Origin of the sequence: Kribbella turkmenica, assembly GCF_004348725.1 — a bacterium.
In the GTDB taxonomy this organism is placed as follows: domain Bacteria; phylum Actinomycetota; class Actinomycetes; order Propionibacteriales; family Kribbellaceae; genus Kribbella; species Kribbella turkmenica.
In genome coordinates this window covers 1-18,650 of record NZ_SMKR01000007.1, presented here as the reverse complement: position 1 = coordinate 18,650, position 18,650 = coordinate 1, and the positions used below count along the sequence as shown (strand labels likewise).

The 18,650-nt window shown below is 70.4% G+C and carries 15 protein-coding genes; 8 read left to right on the top strand and 7 right to left on the bottom strand.

What is annotated here, in order from left to right; genetic code table 11:
- Positions 1–10 precede the first annotated feature (10 nt).
- A complete protein-coding gene (locus E1218_RS02790; RefSeq protein WP_132315880.1) occupies positions 11–964 on the bottom strand; it encodes a helix-turn-helix domain-containing protein in 954 nt (317 codons plus the stop codon).
- 83 nt (positions 965–1,047) lie between these two features.
- Here E1218_RS02790 and E1218_RS02785 point away from each other — a divergent pair, with 83 nt between their 5' ends.
- Together E1218_RS02785 and E1218_RS02780 are read left to right on the top strand one after the other, a co-directional pair.
- Positions 1,048–1,317 (top strand): hypothetical protein, encoded by a 270-nt coding sequence (locus E1218_RS02785; protein ID WP_132315878.1) that lies wholly within the window; start codon positions 1,048–1,050, stop codon positions 1,315–1,317.
- Between the two features lie 87 nt (positions 1,318–1,404).
- Positions 1,405–2,223 (top strand): class I SAM-dependent methyltransferase, encoded by an 819-nt coding sequence (locus E1218_RS02780; RefSeq protein ID WP_132315876.1) that lies wholly within the window; start codon positions 1,405–1,407, stop codon positions 2,221–2,223.
- A gap of 66 nt (positions 2,224–2,289) precedes the next feature.
- On the opposite strand, the gene E1218_RS35870 is transcribed toward E1218_RS02780, so the two are convergent.
- Complete coding sequence (locus tag E1218_RS35870) at positions 2,290–2,436, bottom strand: hypothetical protein (RefSeq protein ID WP_165949097.1); 147 nt, start codon at positions 2,434–2,436, stop codon at positions 2,290–2,292.
- A 155-nt stretch (positions 2,437–2,591) separates the two neighbouring features.
- Between E1218_RS35870 and E1218_RS02775 the strand changes: the two genes are divergently transcribed.
- Entirely contained in the window at positions 2,592–3,449 is an 858-nt protein-coding gene (locus E1218_RS02775) for a DNA-formamidopyrimidine glycosylase family protein (RefSeq protein WP_132315874.1), read from the top strand.
- Positions 3,450–3,452: 3 nt separating this feature from the next.
- On the opposite strand, the gene E1218_RS02770 is transcribed toward E1218_RS02775, so the two are convergent.
- On the bottom strand, positions 3,453–4,304 hold the full coding sequence (locus E1218_RS02770; protein WP_132315872.1) for a hypothetical protein: 852 nt from the start codon (positions 4,302–4,304) through the stop codon (positions 3,453–3,455).
- A 129-nt stretch (positions 4,305–4,433) separates the two neighbouring features.
- Here E1218_RS02770 and E1218_RS02765 point away from each other — a divergent pair, with 129 nt between their 5' ends.
- The 3 genes from E1218_RS02765 to E1218_RS37700 all read left to right on the top strand — a co-directional run bounded on the left by E1218_RS02765 (position 4,434) and on the right by E1218_RS37700 (position 9,227).
- Positions 4,434–4,757: a rhodanese-like domain-containing protein gene (locus E1218_RS02765; protein ID WP_132315870.1), complete on the top strand. Its 324-nt coding sequence runs from the start codon at positions 4,434–4,436 to the stop codon at positions 4,755–4,757.
- Between the two features lie 158 nt (positions 4,758–4,915).
- Complete coding sequence (locus E1218_RS02760) at positions 4,916–8,308, top strand: phosphodiester glycosidase family protein (RefSeq protein WP_233711960.1); 3,393 nt, start codon at positions 4,916–4,918, stop codon at positions 8,306–8,308.
- A 10-nt stretch (positions 8,309–8,318) separates the two neighbouring features.
- Entirely contained in the window at positions 8,319–9,227 is a 909-nt protein-coding gene (locus tag E1218_RS37700) for a S66 peptidase family protein (RefSeq protein WP_132315866.1), read from the top strand.
- Here the strand turns inward: E1218_RS37700 and E1218_RS02750 are convergent.
- The 3 genes from E1218_RS02750 to E1218_RS02740 all read right to left on the bottom strand — a co-directional run bounded on the left by E1218_RS02750 (position 9,220) and on the right by E1218_RS02740 (position 14,627).
- Complete coding sequence (locus E1218_RS02750; RefSeq protein WP_233711959.1) at positions 9,220–11,004, bottom strand: S9 family peptidase; 1,785 nt, start codon at positions 11,002–11,004, stop codon at positions 9,220–9,222. The two genes, E1218_RS37700 and E1218_RS02750, sit on opposite strands and share 8 nt — an antisense overlap.
- An 84-nt stretch (positions 11,005–11,088) precedes the next feature.
- Positions 11,089–12,867 (bottom strand): ABC transporter ATP-binding protein, encoded by a 1,779-nt coding sequence (locus tag E1218_RS02745; RefSeq protein WP_132315864.1) that lies wholly within the window; start codon positions 12,865–12,867, stop codon positions 11,089–11,091.
- Positions 12,864–14,627: an ABC transporter transmembrane domain-containing protein gene (locus E1218_RS02740; protein ID WP_132315862.1), complete on the bottom strand. Its 1,764-nt coding sequence runs from the start codon at positions 14,625–14,627 to the stop codon at positions 12,864–12,866. Before E1218_RS02740 ends, E1218_RS02745 begins: the two co-directional genes overlap by 4 nt.
- 175 nt (positions 14,628–14,802) lie before the next feature.
- Between E1218_RS02740 and E1218_RS02735 the strand changes: the two genes are divergently transcribed.
- The gene (locus tag E1218_RS02735; protein WP_132315860.1) at positions 14,803–16,224 is read left to right on the top strand and encodes an MFS transporter; all 1,422 of its coding nucleotides are present in this window, start codon (positions 14,803–14,805) and stop codon (positions 16,222–16,224) included.
- Here E1218_RS02735 and E1218_RS02730 read toward each other — a convergent pair.
- Positions 16,211–17,227 (bottom strand): GTP pyrophosphokinase, encoded by a 1,017-nt coding sequence (locus E1218_RS02730; protein WP_132315858.1) that lies wholly within the window; start codon positions 17,225–17,227, stop codon positions 16,211–16,213. The two genes, E1218_RS02735 and E1218_RS02730, sit on opposite strands and share 14 nt — an antisense overlap.
- Before the next feature lie 150 nt (positions 17,228–17,377).
- Here E1218_RS02730 and E1218_RS02725 point away from each other — a divergent pair, with 150 nt between their 5' ends.
- Complete coding sequence (locus E1218_RS02725; RefSeq protein ID WP_132315856.1) at positions 17,378–18,571, top strand: ATP-binding protein; 1,194 nt, start codon at positions 17,378–17,380, stop codon at positions 18,569–18,571.
- The last annotated feature ends 79 nt before the right edge of the window (positions 18,572–18,650 follow it).

Below are 18,650 nucleotides of genomic sequence, written 5' to 3'. Positions count from 1 at the left end.
GGCCGACGGGTCAGCTGGCCGTGCGAAAGGTACGCCGGTAGTCCTGTGGCGGCACGCCCACCACGCGGCGGAAGTGGTGCCGCAGCAACGCCGCCGTCCCGAACCCGGACTCGGCCGCGATCTGCTCGATCCCCATCCGGGTCTGCTCGAGCAGCGTCCGCGCCCGCAGTACGCGTTGCGTGGTGACCCACTTCAGTGGCGTCGTCCCGGTCTCCGCGACGAACCGGCGGGCGAACGTCCGCTCCGACATCTGCGCCCGGCGGGCGAGTGCGGGCACGGTGTGCTCGATCGTCAGGTTGTCGACCATCCAGTCGAGCACCGGCTGCAGGCTCTCGCCGGACGACTCCGGCACGGGGACGTCGACGTACTGCCGCTGGCCGCCGTCGCGCTGCGGCGGAACGACCATCCGGCGGGCGATCCGGGTGGCGACCGCGCTGCCGAGCTCGCGCCGGACCAGGTGCAGGCAGGCGTCGATACCGGCCGCGGTGCCGGCGCTGGTGATGATGTTGCCGTCGTCAACGAACAGGACGTCGGCGTCCAGCCTCGCCGACGGGAACTGCTCGTTGAACAGCTTCACGTAGCGCCAGTGCGTCGTGCACGCCCGGCCGTCGAGCAGGCCCGCCTTGCCGAGCACGAACGCGCCCGAGCAGACGGTCAGCAGGATCGCCCCACGGGCCTCGGCCCGGCGCAGCGCGTCGAGGATGCGTTCGTCGTACGCGTCCCGCCAGGTGGTCGCCGGAATCCCGATCAGGTCGGCGTCCTCGAGCTGTTCCAGTCCGTACGGCGCGATCACCTCGGAGTGACTGCTGGTCCGCAGCGGCTCACCCGGGCGGGTCGAACACACCTTGAAGTCGAACGCGGGCACGCCGTCGTCGGTCCGGTCGATGCCGAACACCTCCGCCAGCACCCCGAACTCGAACAAGGCGACGTCCTCCATCAGGACGACAGCGACTTTGCGGAGCATGCCGTCCAGTATGGCAGGAATTTGTGGAACTATGTCAATAGTGCCAGTGGTGGCGGTATCTAGATGGTAGCAAAATTTACGCCATGACCGGAATCATCGTTCTCGCAGTACTCGCGCTGGCCGTGATCGCGGCTCTGGAGCTCAGCAACAGGCGTCACTCGACCGGTCTGACCGCCGGACCGAACGGCGCCTGGGTTGCCGACGACCGTGACGTGGCCAGGACCAAGCTCGACCTGCTCGCCCTCGGTGGCGTGGCCGAACCTTTCAACCACAAGCCCGCAGCGACCGCAGGCACCGTGCACACCATCCGCCGGGCCCGCATCCTCACTCACCACGGCCGCCACGCGGCCTGAACCGACCGCGGACCGCCGGGACCTCACCCGGCGGTCCTGTGCCGTAAACCGGCGGCGCGGCCGGGCGGGTTGTGGGAAGGTCTGGGAGTGAGCGACTACCTGGACGTGAATCGGGCCAACTGGGATGAGCGGGTGCCGGCGCACGTCGCGTCGCCCGGCTACCACGTGGTGGACTTCGAGGACCCGCAGTACGTCAGCGAGGTGGTCCGGTTCGACCGGCCGCGGCTGGGCGACATCTCCGGACTGCGTGGCGTGCACCTGCAGTGCCACATCGGCACGGACACCGTGTCGCTCGCCCGGCTCGGCGCCCGGATGAGCGGCCTCGACTTCTCCGCGCCGGCGATCGAGCAGGCGCAGTCGCTCGCGGACCGGCTCGGGCTGCCGGTGGACTTCCACGTGGCGGACGCGTACGACGCGGTCGACGTCCTGGGCGCGGCGTCGTACGACCTGGTCTACACCGGGATCGGCGCGATCTGCTGGCTGCCGGACATCGAGCGCTGGGCGGGGACCGTCGCGGGCCTGCTGGCCCCGGGCGGGCGGTTGTTCGTCCGCGAGGGGCATCCGATGCTGTGGGCGCTCGACTCCGCGCCGGAGGATCCGGTGCTGAAGCACCCGTACTTCGAGACACCGGAGCCGATCGTCTGGGACGAGGGTGGCACGTACGTCGAGACCGATGTCGAGTTCGCCACCACGCTCACGCACGAGTGGAACCACGGGCTGGCCGAGATCATCACCGCGGTCCAGCGGGCGGGGCTGGTCTTCGACTCGCTCACCGAGCACGACAGCGCGCCGTGGAACGCTCTGCCCGGGTTGATGACCGAGGACGAGTCCGGCGAGTGGCGGCTGACCCGCGATCCGCGGCGGCTGCCGGCGACATACACGCTGCAGGCGCACAAGGCCGCCTGACGGCGTACTTCGTGCCCGGCTGTAGTCCGCCAGCCGGGCCGAAGTCCAGAGTGTGCCCAGCTACGACTAGTGGGCACCGCCGCGGCGCTGCTGCACCTTCTGGAACGCTTCCTTGAGCTTGCGCTGGTTCTCAGGCTTGCTGAGCTCCCGCTGCACGACCTGCGCCAGTTTGGCGACGACCGCGCCCTTGACCAACGTCTTCACGAACCCCATCAGGGCCTCCCTACTCTCTTGCGCTAGAACGCTACCGTCCCACGCCAACAAACACCTGCGGGTTGACCCCACCAATCCCCTGTTCCCACCCTGACGCCGCGAAACAGCCCCACCGGGGCCGGGAAAGTGTCCGTGGCGTGAGGCACACTGGGACGGTGCCTGAGTTGCCGGAGGTCGAGTCGCTGGCGGGGTTCCTGCGGGAGCGTGCCGTCGGGCGGGCGTTCGTGCGCGCCGACATCACCGCCATCAGCGCCCTGAAGACGTACGATCCGCCGATCTCGTCGCTGGTCGGGCTGCTGATCGACGACGTCCGGCGGCACGGGAAGTTCCTCGACATCGAGGCCCAGGGCGTGCACCTGGTCATCCACCTGGCTCGTGCGGGCTGGCTGCGGTGGAAGGACGAGCAGTCGACCGCGCTGGTGCGCCCGGGCAAGGGCCCGATCGCGGTCCGCACGGTGCTGGACGACGGCTCGGGCTTCGATCTGACCGAGGCGGGCACGCAGAAGAAGCTCGCGGTGTACGTCGTGCGCGACCCGGTGGAGGTGCCGGGGATCGCCCGGCTCGGGCCGGATCCGTTCTCGCTGTCGCTGGACGATTTCAGCGGCATCCTGAAACGCGAGGGCCGGGTCCAGTTGAAGGGCGTCCTGCGGAACCAGTCGGTCATCGCCGGCATCGGCAACGCCTACTCCGACGAGATCCTGCACGTGGCGAAGATGAGCCCGTTCAAACCGGCGTCGAACCTGACCGACGACGAGCTGAAACTGCTGTACGACGCGATGCGCGAGACCCTCCAGGACGCGGTCGACCGCTCCGCCGGCCTCGCCGTCCAGAACCTGAAGTCGGAGAAGAAGTCCGGCCTGCGCGTGCACGGCCGCAGGGGCCAGAAGTGCCCGGTCTGCGGGGACCTCGTCCGCGAGGTCAGCTTCCACGACTCCTCCCTGCAGTACTGCGCCACCTGCCAGACAGGCGGCAAGCCGCTCGCGGACCGCCGCCTCTCCAAGCTGCTGAAGTAGTGACTAGGGCACGTCTCCCGAGCCGGCCGGCAGGCAGACGCTGTACGGCGAGGACGCCGAACGCCGGCCCGCGTCGAGGCGCACTCGGACCTCGTGCCGACCGGCCGGTCCGCCGATCCGCACGGGCCAGGTGGTCGAGTCGCCGGGCTCGAGCCCGGCGAAGGACCACTTGCAGCGTGAGCCGTCGGGCAGTCTCAGGCGGGCGTCACCGCGCGCCGGCGTCCGGCCGAAGTTGGTGACCACGACGGACAGTGCGCCGCCGCTGGTCGGGTGGATCGAGGCGAGCACCGTTCCGATCGGCGCGACCAGGACTCGCCGTACGCCGGTGGCCTCGACTCGCAGCGGGACGACCAGGCGGGCGGGCACCTGGAAAGGCCCGATCGTCCGGTCGGCGTCGGCCTCGGCGTACGTCTGGCCGGCCAGGGCCACGCACGCGGTTGCCCGGCCCGCGGTGCTCTCCGTGAACACGCGGACGGCGACGTCGGCGGCCCGGCGGGCGACCAGGTGGGACGTCGTTCCGGTCGCGGTCAGGTCCCAGACGCCGTCGGCGTTCGCGGTGACCGTGTCCGGCGGGACGATGCGGAGCTTGCCTTTCAGTGTGACGCGGACGACCGGCGCCTCGGCGGAGTCGGGCAGCCGGACGAGCAGGTCGTCGCCGTCGCGGCGCCAGGTCAGCGCCCGGCCGGTGCGGTCCTCGACCACGTGCCGGGGCGTCGTCGCCAGGCCGGGCAGACGGACCTCGTGGTCCGCGGGCCGGCGGGTGATCCGGAGCAGCAGCGACTCGCAGTTCCGCAGGATCGCGTCACCCCAGGGTTGCGGCCCGAACTCCCCAGGAATGCCCTGAACCAGTGCCATCGCGCCGCCTCCTCCGCAGCAGCGTCCGCAATCGGCCGACGGGTGTCAACGCGCGATCCACGGTTCGGGCAATCGCATTCCCGTCGTACCGCGCCAGTGCCCTGACCACCGGCCTGAGATGATCGGGGCATGTTCCAGAACCAGGAGATTCCCTCGGTCGTGGTGGCCGAGTTGGACGACGCCCTGCTCGGCGAGGCGTTCGTGTTGGATGTGCGGGAGCCGGACGAGTGGGACCGCGGCCACATCGAGGGGGCGAAGCACATCCCGCTCGGTGAGCTGCAGGAGCGGGTCGGCGAGGTGCCGCTCGACCAGAAGGTGCTGTGCGTCTGCGCGGTCGGTGGGCGGTCCGGGATGGCCACCCAGTTCCTGAACCAGCTCGGCCGGGACGCGATCAACCTCGACGGCGGCATGCACGCCTGGCAGGTCTCCGGCCGCCCGGTCAGCACCGTCTGACCGAATCTTCAGGCGATCACTCAGGAGAAAACCTTCCGGTCGGCCGCTGGAGACGTTACTTTGTCACCGGTCGGTTGACCGGCGTACACCTGTGTCTCATGTGGCGGTAGAGCGCACAGCGTCGGATGGCCGCGTCCGTCCACGTTGGGGAGGCTCCCGTGTCGCTCTTCCGTACCATCAGCACCGCGATCGGCGTGGGCGGCCTGCTCGCCGGTGCGGTCGCCGGCCCGGCCTTCGGCCAGACGATCCAGACCACCGGCCAGACCCCGGCCGGCACGATCCCGGATGCCGCGATCGCCGGCGACGGCGTACTGACCACCCGCGACGACAGCCCGGTCGCGCCGGGGGTCGACTACACGTCGTTCGAACGCCTCGATCCGCAAGGCTGGCTCCGCGGTGACATCCTGGCCGCCGATCTGGACGAACGCGGTGTGACCGTCGACTACGTCAACACCGGCAAGGTCTCCGGCGGTACGCCGCTGAGTCAGCAGTTGGCCCGCAAGGGCGCGATCGCCGGGGTCAACGGCGACTTCTTCGACATCAACGACACCACCGCGCCGCTGGGCGTCGGCATCGAGCGCAGCGGCCGGCTGATCAACGCCCCCGCGGCCGGTCACAACGACACCGCGGTGATCGGCAAGGACGGTCTCGGCCGGATCGCCCAGGTCTTCCTCCAGGGCAGCGCGACCGACGACGACGCCGTCGAGCTCGAGCTGACCAACCTTAACTCGCCGACCGTCAACTCGGGCGGGATCGGTCTCTACACGCCGGAGTGGGGCGACGCGGCCCGCACCAGGACCGTCGACGGCCTGCCGACCGTGCGCGAGGTGATCCTTCGCGACGGCGTGGTCGTCTCGGCCGCCGCCACTCCGGGCACCACTCCACTCGCCGCGAACGAGCAGGCGCTGATCGGCCGGGAGGCCGGCGCGACCGCGCTCGACGCGTTCGAGATCGGCGACAGGGTCGAGGTCGAGTACGGCGTGCGCCCGGACGCGGCCGAGGTCGCGGTCGGCATCAGCGGCAACCACCAGCTCGCCCGGGACGGCCAGGTCCCCGCCGGCGTCCCGGACGCCGACCTGGCGCCGCGGACCGCGATCGGCTTCGACGCCGACGGCAGCCGGATGCTGCTGCTCACCGTCGACGGCCGCGCGACCGGTTCCCGCGGGTTGTCGCTGAAGGAGATGGGCGAGCTGATGATCGGCCTCGGCGCCGACGACGCGCTCAACCTCGACGGCGGCGGCTCGTCGACGATGCTGGCCCGCTCGCCGGGCGAGGCGGCTCCGCAGGTGGTGAACGACCCGTCGGACGGCGGCGAGCGGGTGATCCCGAACGGACTCGGCCTGCTGCCGGTCAAGGGCTCCGGCAAGCTCACCGGCTACCGGGTCGAGGCCTCGGGCACCGCTGCCGAGGGCCCGGACACCGACCTCTCCCGCAGCGCCCGCGTGCTCACCGGCCTCAGCCGCGTGCTGACCGCGACCGGCCACGACGAGACCTATGCGCCGGCATCGGGTACGCCGTCCTGGTTCGCCGGCCGCAACGTCCGGGTCGACCAGAAGGGCGTGGTCACCGGCCGGAGGGCGGGCGACGCGATCGTGACCGCGGTCCGCGGCAACGCGAACGGGAGGTTCCCGATGACCGTCCTCGGTACGCCCACCCGGCTGGCCCCGTCGACCCGCCAGGTGTCGTTGCCGGACGCGACGGCCAAGGGCTTCTTCGAGATCAACGGGTACGACGCCGACGGCTTCTCCACCTGGATCGAGCCCCGCGACCTCGAGCTCACGTACGACGCCACGCTGGTCAAGGTGGTTGCGCAGGGCAACGGATTCGCAGTGAACGCGCTCACTGACGAGGCGGTGTCGACCGTGGTCACCGCGAAGGCCGGCCCCCTGGCCACCCAGCTCAGTGTCACGTCCGGCCTGAGCAGCACCGTGATCGACGAGGTCGACGACCTCAGTCGCTGGCAGGCGAACGCCGTACCGGCCGGGGCGGCGACGGCGTCGCGGTCCGCTGCCGAAGGCCACGACGGCGGCCAGGCGATCGCGCTCGACTACTCACTCACCGGATCCACGGCGACGCGGGCGGCGTACCTCTCGGTGACGCCGCGACTGGAGCTGCCCGGCCAGCCGCAGAAGCTGGGTGCCTGGGTCTACGGCGACGGCAAGGGCGCGTGGTTGCGAGCGAACGCCTACACGTCGGCCGGCGGGTCGCCGCAGACGCTGAACATCGCGGCCTCGGTGGACTGGACCGGGTGGAAGTACGTCGAGGCGGACATCCCGCCGGGGCTGGCGATGCCACTGCGGTTCTGGCGGATCTACGTGGTCGAGACCGTGCCCACCCGGCAGTACTCGGGCCGGATCGTCGTCGACGACCTGACCCTGCGCGGTGCGCCGCCGGTCGACATGGAGCCGCAGGCGTTGGCGGTCGACCCGATGGTGGTCACCGACGGGACGGTGACGACGGACGGCCGGTGGCGGTTCGCCGTGATGTCGGACGCGCAGTTCACCGCGGACGACCCGAACTCCGACTTCGTCAAGCAGGCCCGGCGGACGATCCGGGAGGCACTCGCGCAGCACCCGGACTTCCTCGTGATCAACGGCGACTTCGTCGACCGCGGGTTCGGAGAAGACATCGCGCTGGCCAAGCAGATCCTCGACGAGGAGGTCGCCGGCCGGGTGCCCGTGCACTACGTGCCGGGGAACCACGAGAGCTACGGTCCGGGTGACCTGTCCGAGTGGACCAAGGTGTTCGGGCCACCGACCAGCACCTTCGACCACAAGGGCACGAGGTTCGTCCTGCGGGACTCGTCGCTCGGGTCGCTGCGGGCCGGCGGCTTCGCGCAGATCCTCGACCTGCGGGCCCAGCTCGACGGCGCCGCGACCGACCGGTCGATCCGCAACGTGGTGGTGATGGCGCACCACCCGATCGACGACCCGTCGCCGACGGCGAACTCACAACTGGGTGACCGCAAGGAGGCCCGGATGATCGTCGACTGGCTGGCCGATTTCCGGGCGTCCACCGGCAAGGGTGCCGCGTACATGGCCGCCCACGCCGGCACGTTCGCAGCCTCCCGGACCGACGGCGTCCTGCTGCCGCTGACCGGCAACTCCGGCAAGGGCCCGTCATCCGCGCCGGACGACGGCGGCTTCACCGGCTGGGCCCTGGTCGGCGTCGACCCGGATATCCGTGCGGCGGCGGCCGGCGAGCGGAAGTGGTCGGCCCCCGAGCGGTCCTGGCTGAAGGTGGAGTTCCGGGCACACGTGGACTCGCTCGAGCTCACCGCACCGGCAACGCTGCGCCGGGGTGAGACGGCTCCGGCAGGAGCGACCGTCGTCCAGGAGAACCGGCGGGTGCCGGTGGCGTTCCCGGTGTCGGCCGACTGGTGGGGCTCACGGCAGCTCCACATCGGTCCGGCCCGGACGGCGCCGTTCTGGGCAGTGGCGTCGTACGACCCCACGACCGGCCGGGTCACCGGACTCCGCCCAGGCACGGCTCAGCTGGGCGTCACCGTGAACGGCGTCTCCAGGAGCAGCACGATCAATGTCGATTGGTAGCGTCTCGGGCGTGACAGACGTGCGGGTGCCGCGGCGGTTGGTGACTGGGGACCGGGTGGCGGTGGTGGCACCGGCTGGGCCGGTGCGGGTGGAGCGGCTCGAGGCCGGAACGCGGTACCTGGAGCAGTGGGGCCTCGAGGTCGAGGTGATGCCATCGGTGCTCGCGGGGCACGAGCGGCTGAGCTTCCTGGCGGCAGACGACAAGGCACGAGCAGAGGACCTGCGGAACGCGTGGCTGGACTCGCGTTTCGCAGCGGTCTTCTGCGCGCGCGGTGGTTACGGCGTTCAGCGCATGCTCGAGTACGTCGACTTCGACGAGCTGGCCGCGGCGCCGAAGTGGTTCGTCGGGTTCAGCGACATCACCGCGCTGCACGAGCCGCTCAACGCCCGCGGGCTGGTGACCGTCCACGGGCCGATGGCCGCCGCGGTCGAGCAGCTGGCGGAGGAATCAGGTCGGCAGCGCCTGCACGAGCTGCTCTTCGAGCCGGACAACGTCACCGACCTGCTGGCACCCGTCGGGGCTCGCATGCTGGTGGACGGGATCGCTGAAGGACCGCTCCGCGGCGGCAACCTGGCCCTGCTCGCGGCGAGCGTCGGTACGCCGACCTACGCACCGCCGAGCGGCATCGTCGTGATGGAAGACGTCAGCGAGGACGCGTACCGGGTGGACCGGCTGCTGACCCAACTGCTCCGGTCGGGCTGGTTCGCGAGCGTCACCGGGCTGGTGATCGGCGACTTCAGTGGCGCGGACGACTCCGGCCTGGTGAGCGCGGTGGTCCGCGACCGGCTCGAGCCGCTCGGCCTGCCGATGGTGGAGGGTGCCGCGATCGGACACGAGCACCTGAATCTCGCCGTACCGCTCGGGCTGCCGGTCCGGCTGGACGCGACCGCGGGAACGCTCACGCCGTTCTTCAGCTGACGTGCTCCTGGAGGAACGCCAGCGCCTGCGGGTACGCGTCGAGCTTGTTCGCGAGCTTGGCGAGCCCATGGCCCTCGTCCCCGTACGCCAGGAGCTTGCACGGTACGCCGCGCTTCGTCAGCGCGGCCGTGACCTGTTCGGCCTCGGACAGTGGCACCCGGGGATCGTTGGCGCCGTGGATGACCAGGAGCGGTGCCCGCAGGTCGTCAACCCGGCTCAGTGGGCTGGCGGACTCCAGGAACTCGCGGTCGGTCGCGAGGTAGCCGTACTCCCGCTCGCGGGTCGCCCGCCGGTAGTCCGAGGTGTTCTCCAGGAACGTCACCAGCGACGCGATCCCGACGATGTCCACGCCGGCCGCCCACAGGTCCGGCTGGAACGCCAGCCCGGCCAGCACCATGTAACCGCCGTACGAGCCGCCCCACAGCGCCGCCCGCGAGGGATCGCAGCCGATCGACGGCAGCCATGCGTGGATCGCGGCCAGGTCCTTCACCGAGTCGAGCCGCAGCTCCCGGTCGTCCAGCGAGTACCAGCGCTTCCCGTACGCCGCCGATCCCCGGACGTTCGGTACGACGACGGTGTGGCCGGCCGCGGCCAGTCCGGAGATCACCGGGTACCAGGTGCGCATGGCCGCAGCCTCTGGGCCGCCGTGGATGTGGATGACCGTGGAACCCAGGTCCGGACCGGTCGGCCGGAACACGAACACCGGCACCTGTTCACCGTCGAACGACGGCACGCGGTGGCTTTCCGGGTGTTCCAGCTCGGCAGGCACCTTCGGCGTACCGGGCCGTCGCATCGCGACGACCTCACCGGTCGCCACCGTGTACCGGTAGACCGTGGGTGGCTCGATCGGCGAGTGGTAGGTGATCAGGGCGAACGCGCCGTCGGCTGACCAGATCGGGTCGGGCATCATCATGCCTCGAGCCCCACAGCCCAGTGGGGGCAGATCGAGTGGTGCGACCAGTGCGGCGTCCTCCAGCCTGTGCAGCGCCAGCGGGACCAGACCGTCGTCGATCGTCGCGACGAGCAGATGCTCACCGTCCGGGCAGACCCAGCCGGCCAGGTCGTGCTCGTCGTCCACCAGCAGGTCCGACCACGTCCCGTCGGCGACGTCGTACTGCCGCAGCGCCATCCGGTCCCGGTCCGCGTCACTCGCCGCGACGAAACCGGACGACCCCGGCAGCCAGGACACCGCCTTCAGATCGTTCTGCGCGTCGTACGGCGTGAGCTCGGTGACGGACCGCGTGGTCGCGTCGACCAGCAGCAGCTGGGTCGAGTTGGCCTGAACGCCGGCGAGCGACAGCACGGCCCATTTGCCGTCCGGGGACGGGTCGACCGTCATCGGCCAGCCGCCGCCGTCGTACAGGACCGACTCGTCACCGGTGGCGAGGTCGTGCGCGATCAGGTCGAAGTCGGTGCCGTTGCGGCGGTTGGTGGTGAACAGCACACGGTCGGCCGTGACCTCGACCAGGCCGTGCTTGAACGCCGGGTCGTGGACGAGTGGCGTGAGCACGAGCGGCTCGTCCAGATCGAGGAGCGACAGTTGGCCGCGTTCGTCGCCGCCGGTGTCGTGCTCGACCACCACCTGGCGGCTGCCGGAAACGAAGCGCGCGTTGCGGCAGGTGTCGTCCAGGTCGGTGAGTGCCCGCCAGGTACCGTCGGGAGCCACCTCGTTCACCTGACGTGTGCCGGTCCCGTCGTACAGGACCAGCAGCCGGCCCTCGTCGTTCACATCGAGGGCGAGGGTCGTGGGCAGCGAGAGCAGTGTCGTCAGCAGCACCTCTGCATCCTCACACGCAGGCGGTGCGCGGCAAGGCTCGGTCCAGGCGAGGGAGTGGGGCAGCCCGGAGGCTGCCCCACTGTGTCACCGGTCGCCGTGCCAGGAGTGCCAGAGCGCCGCGTACGGGCCCTGGGCGTCGACGAGCTCGTCGTGTCCGCCCAACTCGACGATCCGGCCGTCCTCCACCACCGCGATCAGGTCCGCGTCGTGCGCGGTGTGCAGGCGGTGGGCGATCGCCACCACGGTCCTGCCTTCCAGCACACCGGCCAGCGACCTCTCCAGGTGCCGGGCGGCTCGCGGGTCCATCAACGAGGTCGCCTCGTCCAGGACCAGCGTGTGCGGGTCGGCCAGCACCAACCGGGCCAGCGCGACCTGCTGGGCCTGAGCGGGAGTCAGCGAGATCCCGCCTGAGCCCACCTCGGTGTCCAGCCCGTTGTCGAAGCCGGCGACCCAGCCGTCGGCGTCGACCGAGCGCAGCGCGGCCCACAGGTCGGCGTCGGAGGCGTCCGGACGGGCCAGCCGCAAATTGTCCCGGACACTGCCCACGAACACGTGGTGCTCCTGGTTGACCAGGGCAACATGGCTGCGGACCTGCTCGGCCGACATCTTGTCCAGAGCGGCACCACCCAAGGTGATGTCACCGACGCGCGGCGAGTAGATGCCTGCCAGCAGTCGGCCGAGCGTCGACTTCCCGGCACCGGAAGGGCCTACCAGCGCGACCCGAGCACCCGGCTGCACGGTGAGCGTGACCCCGTGCAGCACGTCCCGGCCCTCGAGGTAGCCGAACCGCACGTCGTCCGCGAGCACAGTCCGCCCGTCCGGTTCATCCTGCTCGGCGGCCGCGTCCGTCTCGACCTCACGGACCCCGACGAGTCGTGCGAGTGACACCTGTGCCACCTGGAGCTCGTCGTACCAGCGGATCATCATGTTGACCGGCTCGACCAGCATCTGGATGTACAACGCACCCGTGGTGAGTGCGCCGACCGTCAGCCAGCCCTGGATGGCGAAACCCCCACCGATCACCAGCACCGCCGCCAACGCGACCGTGTGGGTCATGTTGATGACCGGGAACAGGATCATCCGCAGGTAGAGCGTGTATCGCTCCCACGCGACCCACTGACCGATCCGGGTGTCGCCCAGCTTGATCCGGCGACCACCGAGCCGGTGCGACTCCACGGTCCGGCCGGCGTCGACGGTCTCGGCCAGCGCCGAGGCCACGGCGGCGTACCCGGCGGCTTCCGACCGGTACCCGGCGGGCGCGCGGCGGAAGTACCAGCGGCCGCCGATGATCAGGATCGGTGCCGCGATCACCACGGCCACCGCCAGCTCCGGCGCGGTGACGATCAGCGCGCCGACCAGCAACGACGCCCAGATGACCGCGATGGTCAGCTGCGGCACCGCGTCCCGCATGGCGTGCGACAGCCGGTCGACGTCGGTGGTGATCCGGGACAGCAGGTCACCCGTGCCGGCCCGCTCCAGCACGCCCGGCGGCAGGCCGACCGCACGGATCAGGAAGTCCTCCCGCAGGTCGGCCAGCATCTCCTCGCCCAGCACCGCGCCCCGCAGGCGTGTGAGCCGGACGAACACCGTCTGGACGAGCAGAGCGATGACGAACCCGATGACGACGTACGGCAGGTCGACGTCGGTCTTGCCCTGCGAGAGCTTTTCCACCACGCTGCCGAGCAGCCAGGGCCCGACCATGCCGCTCAGCGCCGCCACCGCGTTCACCAGGGTCAACCAGGCGAACGCCCGGCGATGCCGGCGGAACAGCGTCTTCAGGTAGGCGCGCACAGTCGCACTACCCGCTACCGGCAGCCGCTCCACCTCCTGCGGGGCCGCCGGATCGTACACAGGGCGCTTCACGCCGTCTCCTCGAAAGTTGGCTCTTCCTCACGGGTGACCACCGCGCGGTAGCGCGGGTTGTTGTGCACCAGCTCGTGGTGGGTGCCGACGGCATCGACCCGGCCGTCCGGCACGAACACCACCCGCTCCGCGCGGTCCAGCATCAGCGGGCTGGAGGTGAACACCACAGTGGTCCGGCCGGTCCGCAGCAGCCGCAGGCCGTCGGCGATCCGTGCCTCGGTGTGCGCGTCGACCGCACTGGTCGGCTCGTCCAGCACCAGCACCGACGGGTCGACGTACAGCGAACGGGCCAGCGCGACCCGCTGCCGCTGCCCACCGGACAGGGACCGCCCGCGCTCGGTCAGCACCGCCTGCATCGGGTCCGACTCACCCGCCGGCAGCGTCTGCCGCAGTACGTCGAGAATGTCCGCACACTGCGCAGCGTCGAGCGCGACCTCCGCGGAGACCGCACCACTCGCCGGCACGTCGAACAGCTCACGCACCGTCCCCGACAGCAGCACCGGGTCCTTGTCCTGCACGAGTACGACGGTCCGCGCCGACTCCAGCGGGATGTCGTCCAGCGATACGCCGTCGAGCAGCACGGAGTCCTGGTCGGCCTCGGCCGCCGGGCTGTGCCCGCCCAGGCGATCAGCCAGCCGGCCGCCCGCGTCAGGGTCACCGCAGACGACCGCGGTGAAGCTCCCGGCCGGCACGTGCAGCCCGGAGACCGGGTCGAGCAGGTCACCGTCGGGAAGCTGGGCCTCGGCCGTGCCCATGTCCTCGTCGGTCCGCCTCAGCGACAGCACCCGGGCAGCCCGGCGCGCCGACACCTTGGAGAAGATGAACGCGCTCGCCGTCTCCTCGAACGTGTGCAGCGGCACGACCATGAAGGTGATCAGGCCGTACGTCGTGACCAGCTCGCCGACCGAGATCCGGCCGGACATCACCAGCCGGACACCCAGCCAGACGATGGTCACGAGGAACAGCCCGAACAGCAGTACCTGGAGCGCCGCGATCAGCGACCACATCCGGGCACTGCGGACCGCGCTGGCCCGGTAGTCCTGAGACGCCGAGCGGTAGCGGTCCAGGAACAGCTGCTCACCGCCGATGCCGCGGAGCACCCGCAGACCGGCGACGGTGTCGGCGGCCAGCTCGGTGGCCCGGCCGCCCTTCGCCCGCTGCGCGTCCGCGCGACGCTCCGCGGGACCCATCAGCGGCACGATCGAGAACGCCAGCACCGGAACGGCGACGGCGACCACCAGACCGAGCTGCGGCTCGTAGAGGAGCAGCCCGACGACCACGGCGAAGCAGGTCAGCAGCGCGGCGGCGAACCGGCCGAGCACCTCGACGAACCAGCCGATCTTCTCCACGTCGCCGCTGCTCACGGCGACCACCTCGCCGGCGGCGATCCGCCGGGTCAGCAGCGACCCGAGCTCCGCCGCCTTGCGCATCAGCAGCTGCTGCAGGCGGGACGCCGTACTGATCCAGTTGCTCACCACGGCGCGGTGGAAGTACGAGTCGGCGGCCGCCTTGGCGGCGCCGAAGACGAGCAGCAGGCCGCCCGCCAGGAAGAGCTTGGGCCAGGACAGGTCGATGACGGCCTGGACAGCCAGGCCGACGGCGACGGGAGCGGCAGCGATCCCGCCGAAGTAGAGCAGACCCCACAACAGCGCGCTCGCCTGCCCGCGCAGCTGCTGGTGCTCCAGCCAGAGGATGAGTCGGAGACCGGACCGGGTGTCCGGCACACCCGGGTCGGCGAACGGAATGAGGCGCAGCGACATGACGTCTCACAAGAGGGCATAGAGGGTTGAGAGGGCGCCTGACCAGGCGAACGGACCAAGCGTAGGCGGGCCGTCCGACAGTCTCCAAAGGGTTTTCAGCCGTGCGACGCCGGGGACCGGAAACGTTGCCGACCAAGTAGTACAGTCTTCAAGCACAACGATCGGGAGGAGCCGGGTGGCCGAGCTGACGCGCGGGCGACGGTTGCTGGTCCTCGGCATCTGCTGCCTCAGCCTGTTCATCGTCGGGCTCGACTCCACCATCGTGAACCTCGCCCTGCCGGCCATCCGTGCCGACCTGGACGCCGACATCTCCAAGCTGCAGTGGACGATCGACGCCTACACCCTGGTGCTGGCCGGCCTGTTGATGGTGTCCGGCGCGACCGCGGACCGGGTCGGCCGGCGGCGGACGTTCCAGGCCGGGCTGGTGATCTTCGGGATCGGCTCGCTGCTGTGCGGATTCGCGCCGACCGTCGGGCTGCTGATCGCCTTCCGGGTCCTGCAGGCGGTCGGCGGGTCGATGCTCAACCCGGTCGCGATGTCGATCATCACCAACACCTTCACCGATCCGCGCGAACGCGCCCAGGCGATCGGTGTCTGGGGCGGCGTGGTCGGGCTCAGCATGGCCGTCGGGCCGGTGGTCGGGGGCGCCCTGGTCGACGCGCCCGGCTGGCAGTTCATCTTCTGGATCAACGTGCCGGTCGCGCTGGCCGCCGTACTGCTGACCGCTCTGTTCGTGCCCGAGTCGCGGGCCGCGGTGCCGCGGCGGATCGACCCGGTCGGGCAGGTGCTGGTGGTGCTGCTGCTCGGCGGCGTGACCTACGGGATCATCGAAGGGCAGCGGGCCGGGTGGACCTCGCCGCTGATCATCGGGTGCTTCGTGCTGGGCGTGGTCTCGCTGATCTCGCTGGTGGCCTACGAGCGGCGGCGCGACGAGCCGCTGTTGGAGCCGCGGTTCTTCCGGAGCGCGCCGTTCTCCGGGGCGACGCTGATCGCGGTCGCCGGATTCTCCGCGCTGTCGGGCTTCCTGTTCCTCAACTCGTTGTACCTGCAGTCGGTGCGCGGGTTCTCGGCGTTGCATGCCGGGTTGCTGACGTTGCCGATGGCGGCGATGACGGTGGTGTTCGCGCCCTTGTCCGGGTGGCTCGTCGGGCACCGTGGACCGCGGCTCCCACTGGTGGTCGCCGGGAGCATGCTCGCCGTGTCCGGGGTGATGTTGTCCCGGCTCACGCTGGACACGCCGACGCTGCTGCTGCTGGCCGGCTACCTCGTCTTCGGGCTCGGCTTCGGGATGCTGAACGCGCCGATCACGAACGCCGCGGTGTCCGGGATGCCGCGGTCCCAGGCCGGTGTCGCGGCCGCGATCGCGTCGACGAGCCGCCAGGTCGGCGCGTCGCTCGGGGTCGCGATCGCCGGGACCGTGCTGACCGCCCGGCTGGTCGGGTCGCTGGAGAACGGGTTCGTCGACGCGGCTCGGCTGTGCTGGTACATCATCGCCTGCTGCGGACTGCTCGTACTGGTCCTCGGCCTGATCACGACCGGCGCATGGGCCCGCCGTACCGCAGCGTCCGTCGCCGAGGACCTCGTCAGGGCTCCGTGATCCCGGCCCGGCCGAGCGCCTTGAGCCGGCCGCGGAGGATCTTCTGGCGGCGCTCCTCGTCGGGGAACAGGTCGACGTACGCAGTACCTTTCGCCGCGAGCAGGTCGTCGTCGAGGCGCCGTACCGTTCCGGCCGGGAACCGATGCGTCATCGCGGCCTGGACGGCGGAGCTGTCAATACCGGCGAGCAGGTCGGTGAGCTGCTCCTCGGTCGTCACGCCGAGCCGCGCGAGGACGCCGAGGATCCAGGCGTAGTGGTTCGTCTTGGCGTGCGGTGCGTCCGGGTAGCGCCGGGTCAGGTACGTCGTCAGCGTCGCGGTGGTCAAATCACGCGGGGTCTTGTCCGGCTCCGTCGCGGCGAGCTCGCGGTACAGCCGGTCGATCTCGGTGAACTCGTTGTCGACCAGCTCCATCAACGCCGCCGCGAGCAGGAAACGCCGGTCGAACTCCGGTCTGCGGTCCGCCGGGATGTCCAGCTTGTACCGGATGTCGTGCTCGAACTCGGCCCATGCGTGCTGGACAGCCGTACGCACCTGGATCTCCATCGTCAGGTTCTTCAGTACGGCGTACTCCGGCAGCTCCCGGCGATGCGCGTTCAGCCGGACGAGGTAGTGCCTGCTCGCGTACCCGAACACCCCCTGCGCGCGGGTGTGCGCGCCCATGTCGGTGTGCTCGACGACCTCGAACTCGTCCTCGATCACCTCGCACACCCGGTCCACCGCCTCGGCCAGGAAGGTGATCACCCGGGCCGCGACCAGGTCGGTGATCTGGTTCAGCGGATCGTCGTACTTCGGCCGGGCCGGATCGTCCGGATGCGGCTTCGACGCCTTCGCCAGGAACGACTCCGGATCCTTCGCCCGGGCGGTCGCGCTCAGGTAGTTGATGCCCTCTTCCTCGCCGATCAGCTCGTTGATCAGCGCCTCCAGCTTCCGGGCACCGCCGACGTACTGCTGATGCACCCGCTCGTACAGGCTCCCCGCCTGCCGATGCCACTCCCCAACCATGGCCGCACCCTAGTGGTCCCGGCGGCGCTAGGCGCGTCTAGCGGAATCTAGCGTTCATGCTAGAAAGCTGTAGAGATGGGTCGCGACACGTTCTCCGGGTTGCTACGTCAATCTAAGGAAAACGCTAGACGCGGTCATACAGTGAAATCCATGGATCCGATCCGGAATCCCTATGCGCCCGGCGCCGGTCAGCGGCCGCCTGAGCTGGCCGGACGCGACACCGAGGTGCGGCAGTTCGAGGTGGTCCTCGAACGCGTCGCGGCAGGCAGGCCGGAACGGAGTCTGGTGCTGAGCGGACTCCGGGGTGTGGGTAAGACGGTGTTGCTGAACACCTTGCGGAGCCAGGCGATCAAACGCGCCTGGGGCACCGGGAAGATCGAGGCCCGGCCGGACCAGAGCATCCGGCTGCCGATCGCGCAGGCTCTGCACACCGCGATGCGCGAGCTGGGACACCGCCACCGCGACGACGAGAAGGTCGACGAGTTCAGCGCCGTACTGAAGGCTTTCGCTCTGCGTACCGCGGCGAACGACCGGAAGGGGATCCGCTGGCACCCGCCGGTCGACGTGGCCGCCGCGAAAGGCCGGGCCGACTCGGGCGATCTCGAGATGGACCTGATCGAGCTCTTCACCGACGCCGCCGACCTGGCCGGCGACCTGTCCGTCGGCGTCGGGCTGTTCATCGACGAGATGCAGGACATCTCTGCCGACGACCTGTCCGCGCTGTGCGCCGCGTGCCACGAGATCTCCCAGCAGAGCGCACCGCTCGTCGTGGTCGGTGCCGGGTTGCCGCACCTGCCCGCCGTACTGTCGGCCAGCAAGTCGTACTCCGAGCGCCTCTTCCGCTACGTCCGCGTCGACCGCCTCGCCCGCGACGCCTGCGACCGCGCGCTCATGATCCCCGCCGAGAGCGAGGGCGTCTCGTACGACGACGAGGCGCTCGACGAGCTGTACGCCCAGACCGACGGCTACCCGTACTTCGTCCAAGCCTTCGCCCACGCCACCTGGGACCACGCCCCGACCTCCCCGATCACCATCAAGGACGTCGCCGTCGCGGCCCCCGAAGCCTCCGCGGAACTCACCGTCGGCTTCTTCGGCTCCCGCTACGAACGTGCCACCCCCGCCGAACGCGAGTACATGCGCGCCATGGCCGAACTCGGCATCGGCGTCGACGACGGCTCCGTCCCCACCGCCGAAGTCGCCAGCACGCTCAACCGCAAACCCCAGTCCCTCTCCCCCGCTCGAGACGGCCTCATCAAGAAAGGCCTGGTCTTCTCCGCCGAACGCGGCACCGTCGCCTTCACCGTCCCGCACTTCGGCAAGTTCCTCCGCACCCGCACAGCCTGAGGAGATGTTGGGACAGAGGGGTCCTGGATTCAGCTCGCGCGCCGCGGACTGCTGCCTGCTCAGCTGCGTCGAGTAGGCA